Below are 12,430 nucleotides of genomic sequence, written 5' to 3' on the forward strand. Positions count from 1 at the left end.
TGACGCAGTCGACGGCCGCACCCACGCCGGACGACCGCAGATCTGACGAGGAGGCCATTGCCGCTGTAGGGACACCAGACCCACCGGCAATGGCCTTCTTCGTATGTGCACGAGGAGAATTTCCATGGACAAGGGCGCGGACGCCATTCCGGCCGACGACAAGCGCGACGACGACAAGGGTTCCGGGCGCTTCATGCTGAAGCTCTCCGGTGAGGCATTCGCCGGCGGCGGCGGTCTCGGCGTCGACCCCGACGTCGTGCACACCATCGCCCGCGAGATCGCCGCCGTCGTCCGCGACGGCGCCCAGATCGCGGTGGTCATCGGAGGAGGCAACTTCTTCCGTGGTGCCGAGCTCCAGCAGCGCGGCATGGACCGGGCCCGGTCCGACTACATGGGCATGCTCGGCACCGTCATGAACTGCCTGGCGCTCCAGGACTTCCTGGAGAAGGAGGGCATCGACTCGCGCGTCCAGACCGCCATCACCATGGGCCAGGTCGCCGAGCCGTACATCCCGCTCCGTGCCGTGCGGCATCTGGAGAAGGGGCGTGTGGTGATCTTCGGCGCCGGTATGGGCATGCCGTACTTCTCCACCGACACCACCGCCGCGCAGCGCGCCCTGGAGATCGACGCCGAGGCGCTGCTCATGGGGAAGAACGGTGTGGACGGGGTCTACGACTCCGACCCGAAGACCAACCCCGGCGCGGTGAAGTTCGACGCACTGGAGTACGGCGAGGTGATCGCCCGCGACCTGAAGGTCGCCGATGCCACCGCCATCACGCTCTGCCGCGACAACAAGCTGCCGATCCTCGTCTTCGAGCTCACCGCCCTGGGCAATATCGCTCGCGCGGTCAAGGGTGAGAAGATCGGCACGCTCGTGAGCGACGAGAGCACCCGGGCCTGACGGCCCCCAGGATGGACAACGGCCTGCCGGTCGGACACCGTGCAGGTGAGGACGCGACGCAGGACCCGCAGGGCGCGGCGATGACGACGCCGGGCCCACCCAAGACACGCAGGAGCACGTGGTGATCGAAGAAATCCTCCTCGAGGCCGAGGAGAAGATGGAGAAGGCCGTTGTCGTCGCGAAAGAGGACTTCGCCGCGATCCGTACCGGCCGTGCGCACCCGGCGATGTTCAACAAGATCGTCGCCGACTACTACGGCGCGCTGACCCCGATCAACCAGCTGGCCTCGTTCTCGGTTCCCGAGGCGCGGATGGCCGTCGTGACGCCGTTCGACAAGACCGCGCTGCGCAACATCGAGCAGGCGATCCGCGACTCCGACCTCGGCGTCAACCCGAGCAACGACGGCAACATCATCCGGGTGACGTTCCCTGAGCTCACCCAGGACCGCCGCAAGGAGTACATCAAGGTCGCCAAGACCAAGGCCGAGGACTCCAAGATCTCGATCCGCTCCATCCGCCGCAAGGCCAAGGAGACCCTCGACAAGCTCGTCAAGGACAAGGAGTCCGGCGAGGACGAGGTGCGCCGCGCCGAGAAGGAGCTCGACGACACCACCGCGAAGTACGTCGCGCAGGTGGACGAGCTGCTCAAGCACAAGGAAGCCGAGCTGCTCGAAGTCTGATGAACGACTCTTCCTGGGGTGCCCCGCAAGGAGCCGGATACTGGGGCACACCCGAGATGAGGGCTGCCCCGGCGGGTCCTGCCCACGATGTGCACGGCGCCCAGCAGACTCGGCCCATGCCCATCGTGCCGGACGTTCCCGACGCAGGTAGAGACGCAGACAGAGAGCCGGAGAGCCGCGACGACCGGGACGGGGACGCCGCTCACACCAGCGGCCCCCTGTTCCGTGACGAGATGCCGCAGGAGCCCATGTCCACCCCGCCGCCGTCCCCGCCGCAGAAGAAGCGCGCGGGGCGTGATCTGCGCGCCGCCATAGGGGTCGGCGTGGGCCTCGGCGCCCTCATCGGCGTCTCGCTGTTCATCGTGAAGGCCGTCTTCATCGGCGTCATAGTGATCGCCGTCGTCGTCGGCCTCTGGGAGCTCACCTCCCGTCTCCAGGAGCGCAAGGGCATCAAGGCGCCCTTGATCCCGCTGGCCGTCGGCGGAGCCGCGATGGTCGTCGCCGGGTACGCCCGGGGCCCCGAGGGCGCCTGGGTCGCCATGGCCCTGACCGCCCTCGCGGTGCTGGTCTGGCGGATGGCCGAGCCACCGGAGGGGTATCTCAAGGACGTCACGGCCGGGGTCTTCGCGGCGTTCTACGTCCCGTTCCTGGCCACCTTCGTCGCCCTCCTGCTCACGGCTGACGACGGGCCTTGGCGGGTCCTGACCTTCCTCGTCCTCACGGTCGTCAGTGACACCGGGGCGTACGCGGTCGGCTGGCGCTTCGGCAAGCACAAGCTCGCCCCGCGCATCAGCCCCGGCAAGACCCGCGAGGGCCTGCTCGGGGCGGTCGCCTTCGCCATGGTCGCCGGCGCGCTCTGCATGGAGTTCCTGATCGACGGCGGCGCCTGGTGGCAGGGCCTGCTGCTCGGCCTGGCGGTCGCGGCCAGCGCCACCCTGGGAGACCTGGGCGAGTCCATGATCAAGCGGGACCTCGGGATCAAGGACATGGGCACCCTGCTCCCCGGCCACGGCGGCATCATGGACCGGCTGGACTCGCTCCTGCCGACCGCACCGGTGGTGTGGCTCCTGCTGGTGCTGTTCGTCGGCTCCGGCTGACCGCCACAGCACCCCGGGACCCCGTCCCACCTGCACGTTTAACGATCGAGGGCCCGTCGTCCACAGGGCGGCGGGCCCTCGCCCGTATGTCTGCCACACTGGATGAACCATGCCTAAGCCCGGAGAACTCACTTTCGTCGCGCCCCGCGGAGCCAAGAAGCCGCCGCGGCACCTCGCCGACCTCACGCCCGCCGAGCGCAAGGAAGCGGTCGCCGCGACCGGCGAGAAGCCGTTCCGCGCCCAGCAGCTCTCGCAGCACTACTTCGCGCGGTACGCGCACGACCCGGCCGAGTGGACCAACATCCCGGCCGCGTCGCGGGAGAAGCTCGCCGAGGCGCTGTTCCCCGAGCTGATGTCCGTCATCCGGCACATCAGCTGCGACGACGACACCACCCGCAAGACCCTGTGGAAGCTGCACGACGGGACGCTCGTCGAATCCGTCCTGATGCGCTATCCGGAGCGCGTCACGATGTGCATCTCCTCGCAGGCCGGCTGCGGGATGAACTGCCCCTTCTGCGCCACCGGGCAGGCCGGCCTCGACCGCAATCTGTCGACCGCCGAGATCGTGCACCAGATCGTCGACGGCATGCGCGCCCTGCGCGACGGCGAGGTGCCCGGCGGTCCCGCCCGGCTCTCCAACATCGTCTTCATGGGCATGGGTGAACCGCTCGCCAACTACAAGCGGGTCGTCGGCGCCATCCGCCGGCTCACCGACCCCGAGCCGGACGGCCTCGGTCTCTCGCAGCGCGGGATCACCGTCTCCACCGTGGGCCTCGTCCCGGCCATGCTGCGCTTCGCCGACGAGGGCTTCAAGTGCCGCCTCGCCGTCTCGCTGCACGCCCCCGACGACGAGCTCCGCGACACCCTGGTCCCCGTCAACACCCGGTGGAAGGTCCGCGAGGTCCTGGACGCCGCCTGGGAGTACGCGGAGAAGTCCGGCCGCCGGATCTCCATCGAGTACGCCCTGATCCGGGACATCAATGACCAGGCCTGGCGCGGCGACCTGCTCGGCCGGCTGCTCAAGGGCAGGCGGGTGCACGTCAACCTGATCCCGCTGAACCCGACGCCCGGCTCCAAGTGGACCGCCTCGCGACCCGAGGACGAGAAGGCGTTCGTCGAGGCCATCGCGGCCCACGGGGTGCCCGTCACCGTCCGGGACACCCGCGGTCAGGAGATCGACGGGGCCTGCGGTCAGCTGGCGGCCTCCGAGCGCTAGGGGGCGGTGGAAACCTCCGGTGTAGCCTGGGGCCGAAATCAACTTCATATTCCGACAGGGGAGCGCCACAGCGCTGAGAGTGCGGCACCAAGGACAGGTTGGCCGCAGACCCTCTGAACCTCGCCCGGGTCATTCCGGGTAGGAAGTTCGGACCTAACTCAAGCTGTTGCGCCCTGCCCGCTTCCGGTACGCCGGACAGCGGGCGGGGCCGCGTCTCTTCCTGGTCACCTCCAGGAGGAATCACATGAACACCACCACCAAGTACGCGGCGACCGCGCTCGCGGCGGCGCTCGGCGTCACCGTGCTCGCCGGCTGCGGCAGCGACGACGGCCCGGCGGGCTCCGGGGCGTCCAAGGGCAGCGGCTCCAAGACCGTGACCCTGGTCAGCCACGACTCCTTCAACGTCTCGGAAGACGTGCTGAAGGCGTTCACGAAGGAGACCGGTTACACGGTCAAGACCCTCAAGAGCGGCGACGCCGGGGCCGCGCTCAACCAGGAGATCCTGACCAAGGGCTCCCCGCGCGGCGACGTCTTCTTCGGCGTCGACAACACCCTGCTCTCCCGCGCCCTCGACAACGGCCTCTTCACCCCGTACGAGGCCAAGGGCCTGGACCGTGTCGCGCCGGACACGCAGACGGACGAGAAGCACCGCGTCACGCCCGTCGACACCGGTGACATCTGCGTCAACTACGACAAGAAGTACTTCGCCGACAAGAAGCTCGCGCCGCCGAAGACCTTCGCGGACCTGATCAAGCCCGCGTACAAGGACCTCCTCGTCACCGAGAACGCCGCCAGTTCCTCGCCCGGCCTCGGCTTCCTCCTCGGCACCGTCGCCGCCGAGGGCGAGGACGGCTACGAGGCGTACTGGAAGAAGCTGAAGGCCAACGGCGTCAAGGTCGTCGACGGCTGGGAGCAGGCGTACAACGAGGAGTTCTCCGGCTCCGCCGGCGGCAAGAAGACCAAGGCCGACCGACCGCTCGTCGTCTCCTACGCCTCCAGCCCGCCCGTCGAGGTGCTCTACGCCGACCCGCAGCCGGAGGAGGCCCCCACCGGGGTCGCCACCGGCACCTGCTTCCGGCAGACCGAGTACGCCGGGCTGCTCACCGGGGCCAAGAACGAGGCGGGCGGCAAGGCGCTGCTGGACTTCATGATCAGCAAGACGTTCCAGGAGGACATGCCGCTGAACATGTTCGTCAACCCGGTCGTGACGGACGCCGAGCTGCCGGAGCTGTTCACGAAGCACGGTGAGAAGGTCGACACGCCTCCCACCGTCACGCCCGAGAAGATCGCCGCCAACCGTGAGCAGTGGATCCAGTCGTGGCAGTCGCTGGTCCTGAAGTAGGGATCGAGAAGAAGGCCGCCCGGCCCGCCGGGGGCGGGTCCGGGCGGCGCGGGGCCGCGGTGCGGCTCGGCCTGATGGCCGTGCCCGTCGCGTTCTTCGCGCTGTTCTTCGCCTATCCCGTGACCGCCATCGTCGGCCGCGGGTTCAAGGCGGAGGGCGACTGGCAGTTCGGGCGGATCGGTGACGTGCTGAGCCGCCCGGACATCCTCGACGTCCTCTGGTTCACCACCTGGCAGGCCCTCGCCTCGACCGCGCTCACCCTGCTCATCGCCCTGCCCGGGGCGTATGTCTTCGCCCGCTTCGACTTCCCGGGCAAGCAGGTGCTGCGGGCGGTCGCCACCGTGCCGTTCGTGCTGCCCACCGTCGTCGTCGGTACCGCGTTCCTGGCGCTGCTCGGGCGCGGCGGGCTCCTCGACGAGCTGTGGGGCGTCCGCCTCGACACCACCGTGTGGGCGATCCTGCTGGCCCACGTCTTCTTCAACTACGCCGTGGTCGTCCGGACGGTGGGCGGGCTCTGGTCCCAGCTCGACCCGCGCCAGGAGGAAGCCGCCCGGGTCCTGGGGGCCGGGCGGTTCGCCGCGTTCCGCCGGGTGACGCTGCCCGCGCTCGCCCCGGCCGTGGCCGCCGCCGCGCTGATGGTCTTCCTCTTCACGTTCACCTCCTTCGGCGTCGTACAGATCCTCGGCGGACCGGCGTACTCCACCCTGGAGGTGGAGATCTACCGGCAGACCGCTCAACTGCTGGACCTGCCGACCGCCGCCGTGCTGACCCTGGTGCAGTTCGCCGCGGTCGGCGGAATCCTCGCCGTGCACGCCGCGACCGTACGCCGCCGGGAACGGGCGCTGAAGCTCGTCGACCCGGCGCAGACCTCCCGCCGGCCACGCGGAGCCGGACAGTGGGCGCTGCTCGGCGGCGTACTGCTCACGGCACTGCTGCTGATCCTGCTGCCGCTCGGCGTGCTGGTGGAGCGTTCCTTCGACGGACCCGGGGGGTACGGTTTCGGGTACTACGAGGCCCTCCAGACGGTCGGGGCGGGCGGCTCCTCCACCTTCCTGGTGCCGCCGCTGGAGGCCGTCGCCAACTCCCTGCGGTACGCGCTCGTCGCGACGCTCATCGCCCTCGTCGTCGGCGGGCTCGCGGCGGCGGCCCTGACCCGGCGGGCCGGGCGGCTGGTCCGGGGCTTCGACGCGCTGCTGATGCTGCCCCTGGGCGTCTCCGCCGTGACCGTCGGCTTCGGCTTCCTGATCACCCTGGACAAGCCGCCGCTCGACCTGCGGACCTCCTGGATCCTGGTCCCGCTGGCCCAGGCGCTGGTCGGTGTCCCCTTCGTCGTCCGGACCATGCTGCCCGTGCTGCGGGCCGTCGACGACCGGCTGCGGGAGGCGGCCGCCGTGCTGGGGGCCTCGCCACTGCGGGCCTGGCGGGAGGTCGATCTGCCGCTGGTCCGGCGGGCGGTGCTGGTCGCGGCGGGCTTCGCGTTCGCCGTCTCCCTCGGGGAGTTCGGCGCGACGGTCTTCATCGCCCGGCCCGACAACCCGACCCTGCCGGTCGCCGTGGCGCGGCTGCTGGGCCGGTCGGGGGAGCTCAACTACGGGCAGGCGATGGCCCTGAGCACGATTCTGATGCTGGTGTGCGCGGTGTCGCTGCTGCTCCTGGAGCGTATCCGCACCGACCGATCCGGGGAGTTCTGAAGACATGCTGAGCTTGCGGGAAGCCACCGTACGGTTCGGGGAGCGGGCCGCACTCGACGCGGTGGACCTGGAGGTCGCCGACCACCGGATCGTCTGCGTCCTCGGGCCCAGCGGCAGCGGGAAATCCACCCTGCTGCGGGCCGTCGCCGGCCTCCAGCCCATGGACGGCGGCCGGGTCCTGCTGGCGGGGCAGGACCAGGCGGGCGTCCCGGTGCACCGGCGCGGACTCGGCCTGATGTTCCAGGACCACCAGCTCTTCCCGCACCGGGACGTCGGCGCCAACGTCGCCTTCGGGCTGCGCATGCACGGCACCGGACGGGCCGAGACGAACGCCCGGGTCCGTGAACTCCTGGAGCTGGTCGGGCTGCCGGGCGCGGAACGCCGGGCCGTAGCGGCCCTCTCCGGCGGCGAACAGCAGCGGGTCGCCCTGGCCCGCGCGCTCGCCCCGAGCCCGAAGCTGCTGATGCTGGACGAGCCCCTCGGTCAGCTCGACCGGAGCCTGCGTGAACGGCTCGTCGTGGAACTGCGCACGCTCTTCCAGGAGTTGGGTACGACCGTGCTGGCCGTCACGCACGACCAGGGTGAGGCGTTCGCGCTCGCCGACCGGGTCGTCGTGATGCGGGACGGCCGGATCGCGCAGGAGGGCACCCCGCTGGACGTCTGGCAGCGCCCCGCCTCCGCGTTCGTCGCCCGGTTCCTCGGCTTCGACAACGTCACCCCCGCCACGGTCACCGGGCAGGCCGCCGCCACCGCCTGGGGCAAGGTCCCGGTGCCCGACGGTTCTCCGCAGGGCGAGGCCGATCTGCTGGTCCGGCCGGCCGGGGTCCGGATGGGCGCCCCCGAGGACGGCCTGCGCTGCACGGTCGGCGTCCGCACCTTCCGGGGGAACCGCGTGAGCGTACGGCTGCTGCCCGAGAACGCGCCGGTGCTGGAGGCCGAATGCGCCCTGCGGGACACCCCGGAGGAGGGCGCGATCGTCGGCGTCGGCTTCGACGCGGCGGAGACGGTGGTGCTGGCGGGCGGATGACCCTCAGGGGCCGTCCGTCCGGAGGCGATGGGCTCCCGCCACCACCAGACCCAGCTCGTACGCGAGGATCACCGCCTGCGCCCGGTCCCGCAGCCCCATCTTCGCGAACAGCCGGTTGATGTGGGTCTTCACCGTGTGGTCGGTGATGGTCAGCCGGTCGGCGATGTCCGCGTTGGACAATCCCCGGGCGATCAGGACGAGCACCTCGGCCTCGCGCGCGGTCAGCCCCTCGACCGAGCGCTTCGGGGGAGCGCTGACCCGCTGCCGGGCGAACTCCGCGATGAGCCGCCCGGTGATCTCGGGGGCCAGCAGGGCGTGGCCGCCCGCCACCACCCGTACGGCGTGCAGCAGTTCGGGAAAGGTCGCGTCCTTCAGCAGGAAGCCGCTGGCCCCGGCGGTGAGGGCGTCGTACACGTACTCGTCCAGGCCGAACGTCGTCAGCATCAGCGCCCTGGTCGCCCCGTTCGACGCCGCGACGATCTCGCGCGCCGCGTCGATGCCGCCGAGGCGGGGCATCCGGATGTCCAACAGGGCCACATCGGGACGCAGTTCGGCCGCCCCGGCCACGGCCTGTACGCCGTCCTCCGCCTCCCCGACCACCTCGATGTCCTCCTGTGTGCTCAACAGGCCGGCGAACGCCGTCCGTACGACGGCCTGGTCGTCGGCCACCAGCACCCGGATCACCACGGCAGCTCCGCCTCCACGAGAAACCCGCCGACCGGACCTCGGCCAGCGGTGAGCGCCCCGCCGAGCAGGGAGGCCCGTTCGGCCATCCCCACCAGCCCGTGCCCCGACCGCCCGGCGGGGCCGGATGGGCCGGGGCCCGGCCCGTCATCGGTCACGCGGATCGTCAACAGACGCGTTCCGTAATGGAGTTCCACGACCGAGTGCGCGCCCGGGGCGTGCCGCCGGGCGTTCGTCAGGGCCTCCTGGACGATCCGGTACGCCGACAGCTCCCAGGACGCGGGCAGCGGGACCCGCTCGCCGTCGATCCGCAGTTCGGCCGTGCCGCCCACCGCCCGGTGCTGGTCGAGGAGGTCGCCGAGACCCGCCAGGGAGGGCTGCGGGGCCGTGAGCGGGGCCGGCGACGTGTCGTCGCCCGACCGCAGCACCCCGAGCAGCCGCCGCAGCTCCGCCATCGAGGAGCGCGCGGTGCCGGCGATTTCCTGGAAGGCGTCCCGCGCCGGGGGCGACAGGTCCGGGGTCGTGTACGTGGCGCTCTCGGCCCGGACCGCGATCACCGAGACCGAGTGGGCGATCATGTCGTGCAACTCCCGCGCTATCGCGGCCCGTTCCCCCTCGGCCGCCTGTCGCCGCTCCATCTCCAGCAGCCGGGACTGGGCCGCCGCCCGGGTGTGCCGGGTCTCCTCGCGCGCCCGCACCGCGTCGCCCGTGCTCACCGCGCCCAGGATCATCACCGTCAGCACCAGCGTCTCGGCGTACAGCCCCAGACTGAACCGGTCGGTCCCCTGGAGCACGGGCAGCCCGGGGGAGCCGTCCCGCGCCCACCGGTCGATGTGCACCAGGTTGACCGTCAGCGCCGCCAGCGAACCGGCCAGCACGAGGATCGCCGGATGCTGCACCCGGTGCCGCCCCAGGGTGTAGCAGCCGATCAGGGACCCGGCGATCGTCGCGTACGCCATGTTGCCGTCGGTCGCGAAGCTCAGCAGGGCCGCGCCCACGGTCAGGAACCCGACGGCGGGCCAGGTCGCCCGCAGCGCCAGCGAGGCCGTACAGAGCACCACCCCGAACGCCGTGATCACCGAACCCGGTACGAGGGCCAGCTCCACGACCGCGAAGAGCGTCAGCCCCGCCGCGGTCAGCCAGGCGTACGAGGGAGCCGCCGCCCAGTGCCGCAGCCGTCGCCGCACCCCGCGGTCCGGCGGCGGTGCTTCGGGGGCGGCGGCCGGGCGGCCCGGCGTGAGGGTGCGTGTCATACGGAGATTCTTCGTCACCGCCGAGGGGCGGCACATCGGAGCACGGGTGGAATGGCCCGTGCCCTGTCATGCCACGGGTTGAGCCGGAGGACCGGAGGCTGGTGTGACGACCCGTGAACGGCCCGTTCCTAGCCTCGGATCCATGGCCACGACGACCCCTCTCATCCCTCCTGACCAGCACCGAAAGCCGCCCCCGCCTCCTTTTGCCGTCCTCTGGTGGGCGCTGTGCGCGGCGGCCGCCCTGGGGCTCGCCGTCTGCTCCTCGCTCGGCCCGCACCGCGTCTGGGGAACGGCCGCCGCGCTCGGCTACCTGGCCGCCGCGCTTCTCGCCCTACGCGGGCGGAGCCCCCGGACGGCCGGTGCGGTCGCCGTCACCGGGGCGGTGCTGCTGCCGCTGCTCTGGCTTCTCGCCGTGGAACGGGCCCAGTTGGAGGTGCGCGTGGTCGCGCGGTCGGCGGGGATGCTGCTCGCCGACGGGACGCCGTACCTCCAACGGCCTCTGGTGCCGGAGGACTTCAACCCGTATCTGCCGGGCATGGCCGTCTTCGGACTGCCGGAGGCCGTGGCCGGGACCGGACCGCTCACCGACCCCCGGCTGTGGATGGGCGCGGCGTTCCTCAGCGCGTTCGCCCTCGCCCTCCCGGCCGGGTCCCGGGCCGCCCCGCTGCGGTGGATCGCCGCCTGCCCGCTGGTCGCGCTGCCGCTCGCGGTGGGGGGCGTCGATCTGCCGGTGGCCGGGCTGATGTGCCTCGGGCTCGCCCTCGCCGGACGGGGCCGAGCGGGCGCGGCGGGGCTGGCGCTCGGTGCGGCCGCCGCCCTCAAGTGGACGGCCTGGCCCGCGATTCCCGTGGCCCTGGCCCTGCTCGCGGCGGCTTCCCGGGGCGCGGACCGCCGGGCGGATCGTGCCGTCCCGCGCTGCGGGCTCGTCGCCCTGCTCACCGCAGCCGCCCTCGTCCTGCCCGCAGCCCTGCGCGACCCGGTAGCCTTCCGCGCCCATGTCGTCGACTTCCCGCTCGGGCTGACCGACGCGGTCTCGTCCGCGGCGAGCCCGCTCCCCGGCCATCTGCTGGCCACCCATGTCCCCGGCGGCCGCACCCCGGCCCTCCTGCTGCTCGGGATGAGCGCCCTCCTCCTCGCCCTCTCCCTCCTCGTCCGGCCCCCTGCGACGGCGGCGGACGCGGCGGTGAGGCTCGCGCTCGGGCTGCTCCTGGCCATCGCGTTCATGCCCGCGAGCCGGTTCGGCTATCTGGTGCACCCGCTGGTGCTCGCGGCGTGGGCGGCGGCCCGGCAGCCACCCGACCAGCACCCCCTTCTCGTACGCGTACGGAAGCTGGTGTCCCGATGACCGGCCGTCGCACGCTCGTGGTGACCAACGACTTCCCGCCGCGCCAGGGCGGTATCGAGACCTTCGTCCGGGCGATGACCGACCGGTTCCCCGTGGACTCCGTCGTCGTCTACACCTCGGCCGAACCCGGGGCGGCCGCCCATGACGCGGCCCTGCCCTACCCGGTGTTCCGGGATCCGGCCCGGACGCTGCTGCCCGTCCCGCGTGTCGCCGCCCGCGCCGCCGAACTCGCCCGCCGCCACGGCTGCGACAGCGTCTGGTTCGGGGCCGCCGCCCCGCTCGGGCTCATGGCGGACCGGCTGCGCCGGGAGAGCGGGGTGCGGCGGACCGTCGCCACGACGCACGGGCACGAGGTGTGGTGGGCCCGGACCCCGGGGGCCCGCTCGCTGCTCCGGCGGATCGGGGAGCGTACGGACACGGTCACCCACCTGGGCGCGGCGACCCGCGCGCCCATCGCCGCCGCGCTCGGCCCGGCCGCCGCCCGCCGCATGGCGCGGCTGGCACCGGGCGTGGACGCGAAGGCCTTCGCGGTACGGCCGGGAGCGCGCGACGCCGCACGCGAACCGGCACACGACGGCGTACGGGAAGGGCCGCTCGATCCGGTCTGCGGCATCCGCGAGCGGTACGGGCTCGGCGGGCGGCCGGTGATCCTGTGCGCGGCGCGGCTCGTCCCGCGCAAGGGGCAGGACACCCTGATCCGCGCCCTCCCCGCCGTCCTGCGCTCGGTGCCCGACGCCGTACTCCTGCTGACCGGCGACGGACCGTACGCCCGGACCCTGCGCCGGCTCGCCACCGGCACCGGGGTCGCGGACGCGGTGGTCCTCGCCGGCGGACGCCCGCACCCGGAGATGCCCGAGCACTACGCCGCCGCCGACGTCTTCGCCATGCCCTGCCGCACCCGCAGGGGCGGCCTGGAGGTGGAGGGACTCGGGATCGTCTTCCTGGAGGCGGCGGCGGCCGGGCTGCCGGTCCTCGTCGGCGATTCGGGCGGCGCGCCGGACACCGTACGGGACGGGGAGACGGGGTACCTGGTCGACGGACGGGACACGGCCGCCGTCGCGTACCGGCTCGTCACGCTGCTGCGGGACCGGGCGGCGGCCGCGGCGATGGGGGAGAAGGGCCGGGCCTGGGTCCGCGAGGCGTGGGGGTGGGACGGCGCGTACGAGACCCTGGCCGGGCTGCTGCGGCCCTGACC

The 12,430-nt window shown here is 72.3% G+C and carries 11 protein-coding genes; 9 read left to right on the forward strand and 2 right to left on the reverse strand.

Annotation, left to right across the window (positions count from 1 at the left end; all coding sequences use genetic code 11):
- Nucleotides 1-124 precede the first annotated feature (124 nt).
- The 7 genes from pyrH (at nucleotide 125) to CCZ36_RS26585 (ending at nucleotide 7,953) form a co-directional block, all read left to right on the forward strand.
- A complete protein-coding gene (pyrH, locus tag CCZ36_RS26555; protein ID WP_032782223.1) occupies nucleotides 125-901 on the forward strand; it encodes a UMP kinase in 777 nt (258 codons plus the stop codon).
- Between the two features lie 121 nt (nucleotides 902-1,022).
- Nucleotides 1,023-1,580, forward strand: coding sequence for a ribosome recycling factor (gene frr, locus CCZ36_RS26560; protein ID WP_018960718.1), 558 nt, complete (start codon nucleotides 1,023-1,025; stop codon nucleotides 1,578-1,580).
- Nucleotides 1,580-2,677, forward strand: coding sequence for a phosphatidate cytidylyltransferase (locus CCZ36_RS26565; RefSeq protein WP_128818714.1), 1,098 nt, complete (start codon nucleotides 1,580-1,582; stop codon nucleotides 2,675-2,677). The genes frr and CCZ36_RS26565 overlap by 1 nt, the downstream gene beginning before the upstream one ends.
- A 109-nt stretch (nucleotides 2,678-2,786) precedes the next feature.
- The gene (gene rlmN, locus CCZ36_RS26570; protein WP_069739322.1) at nucleotides 2,787-3,893 is read left to right on the forward strand and encodes a 23S rRNA (adenine(2503)-C(2))-methyltransferase RlmN; all 1,107 of its coding nucleotides are present in this window, start codon (nucleotides 2,787-2,789) and stop codon (nucleotides 3,891-3,893) included.
- Between the two features lie 244 nt (nucleotides 3,894-4,137).
- Nucleotides 4,138-5,235 (forward strand): thiamine ABC transporter substrate-binding protein, encoded by a 1,098-nt coding sequence (locus CCZ36_RS26575; RefSeq protein WP_069739321.1) that lies wholly within the window; start codon nucleotides 4,138-4,140, stop codon nucleotides 5,233-5,235.
- A gap of 74 nt (nucleotides 5,236-5,309) precedes the next feature.
- Nucleotides 5,310-6,926 carry an ABC transporter permease gene (locus CCZ36_RS26580; protein WP_069739320.1) on the forward strand — a complete coding sequence of 539 codons (1,617 nt, stop codon included), beginning with the start codon at nucleotides 5,310-5,312 and terminating at the stop codon, nucleotides 6,924-6,926.
- 4 nt (nucleotides 6,927-6,930) lie between these two features.
- Nucleotides 6,931-7,953 carry an ABC transporter ATP-binding protein gene (locus CCZ36_RS26585; protein ID WP_069739319.1) on the forward strand — a complete coding sequence of 341 codons (1,023 nt, stop codon included), beginning with the start codon at nucleotides 6,931-6,933 and terminating at the stop codon, nucleotides 7,951-7,953.
- A 3-nt stretch (nucleotides 7,954-7,956) separates the two neighbouring features.
- Here the strand turns inward: CCZ36_RS26585 and CCZ36_RS26590 are convergent, their stop codons facing one another.
- A complete protein-coding gene (locus CCZ36_RS26590; RefSeq protein ID WP_128818715.1) occupies nucleotides 7,957-8,640 on the reverse strand; it encodes a response regulator in 684 nt (227 codons plus the stop codon).
- Nucleotides 8,634-9,890: a sensor histidine kinase gene (locus CCZ36_RS26595; protein WP_128818716.1), complete on the reverse strand. Its 1,257-nt coding sequence runs from the start codon at nucleotides 9,888-9,890 to the stop codon at nucleotides 8,634-8,636. The genes CCZ36_RS26590 and CCZ36_RS26595 overlap by 7 nt, the downstream gene beginning before the upstream one ends.
- A 142-nt stretch (nucleotides 9,891-10,032) precedes the next feature.
- Between CCZ36_RS26595 and CCZ36_RS26600 the strand changes: the two genes are divergently transcribed.
- Both CCZ36_RS26600 and CCZ36_RS26605 read left to right on the forward strand, forming a co-directional pair.
- A complete protein-coding gene (locus tag CCZ36_RS26600) occupies nucleotides 10,033-11,235 on the forward strand; it encodes a hypothetical protein (protein WP_128818717.1) in 1,203 nt (400 codons plus the stop codon).
- Complete coding sequence (locus tag CCZ36_RS26605; protein WP_069739316.1) at nucleotides 11,232-12,428, forward strand: glycosyltransferase family 4 protein; 1,197 nt, start codon at nucleotides 11,232-11,234, stop codon at nucleotides 12,426-12,428. Before CCZ36_RS26600 ends, CCZ36_RS26605 begins: the two co-directional genes overlap by 4 nt.
- Nucleotides 12,429-12,430: the final 2 nt, after the last annotated feature.

The sequence above is a fragment of the Streptomyces sp. S063 genome (genome assembly GCF_002832675.1).
GTDB classification, from domain to species: Bacteria; Actinomycetota; Actinomycetes; order Streptomycetales; family Streptomycetaceae; genus Streptomyces; species Streptomyces sindenensis.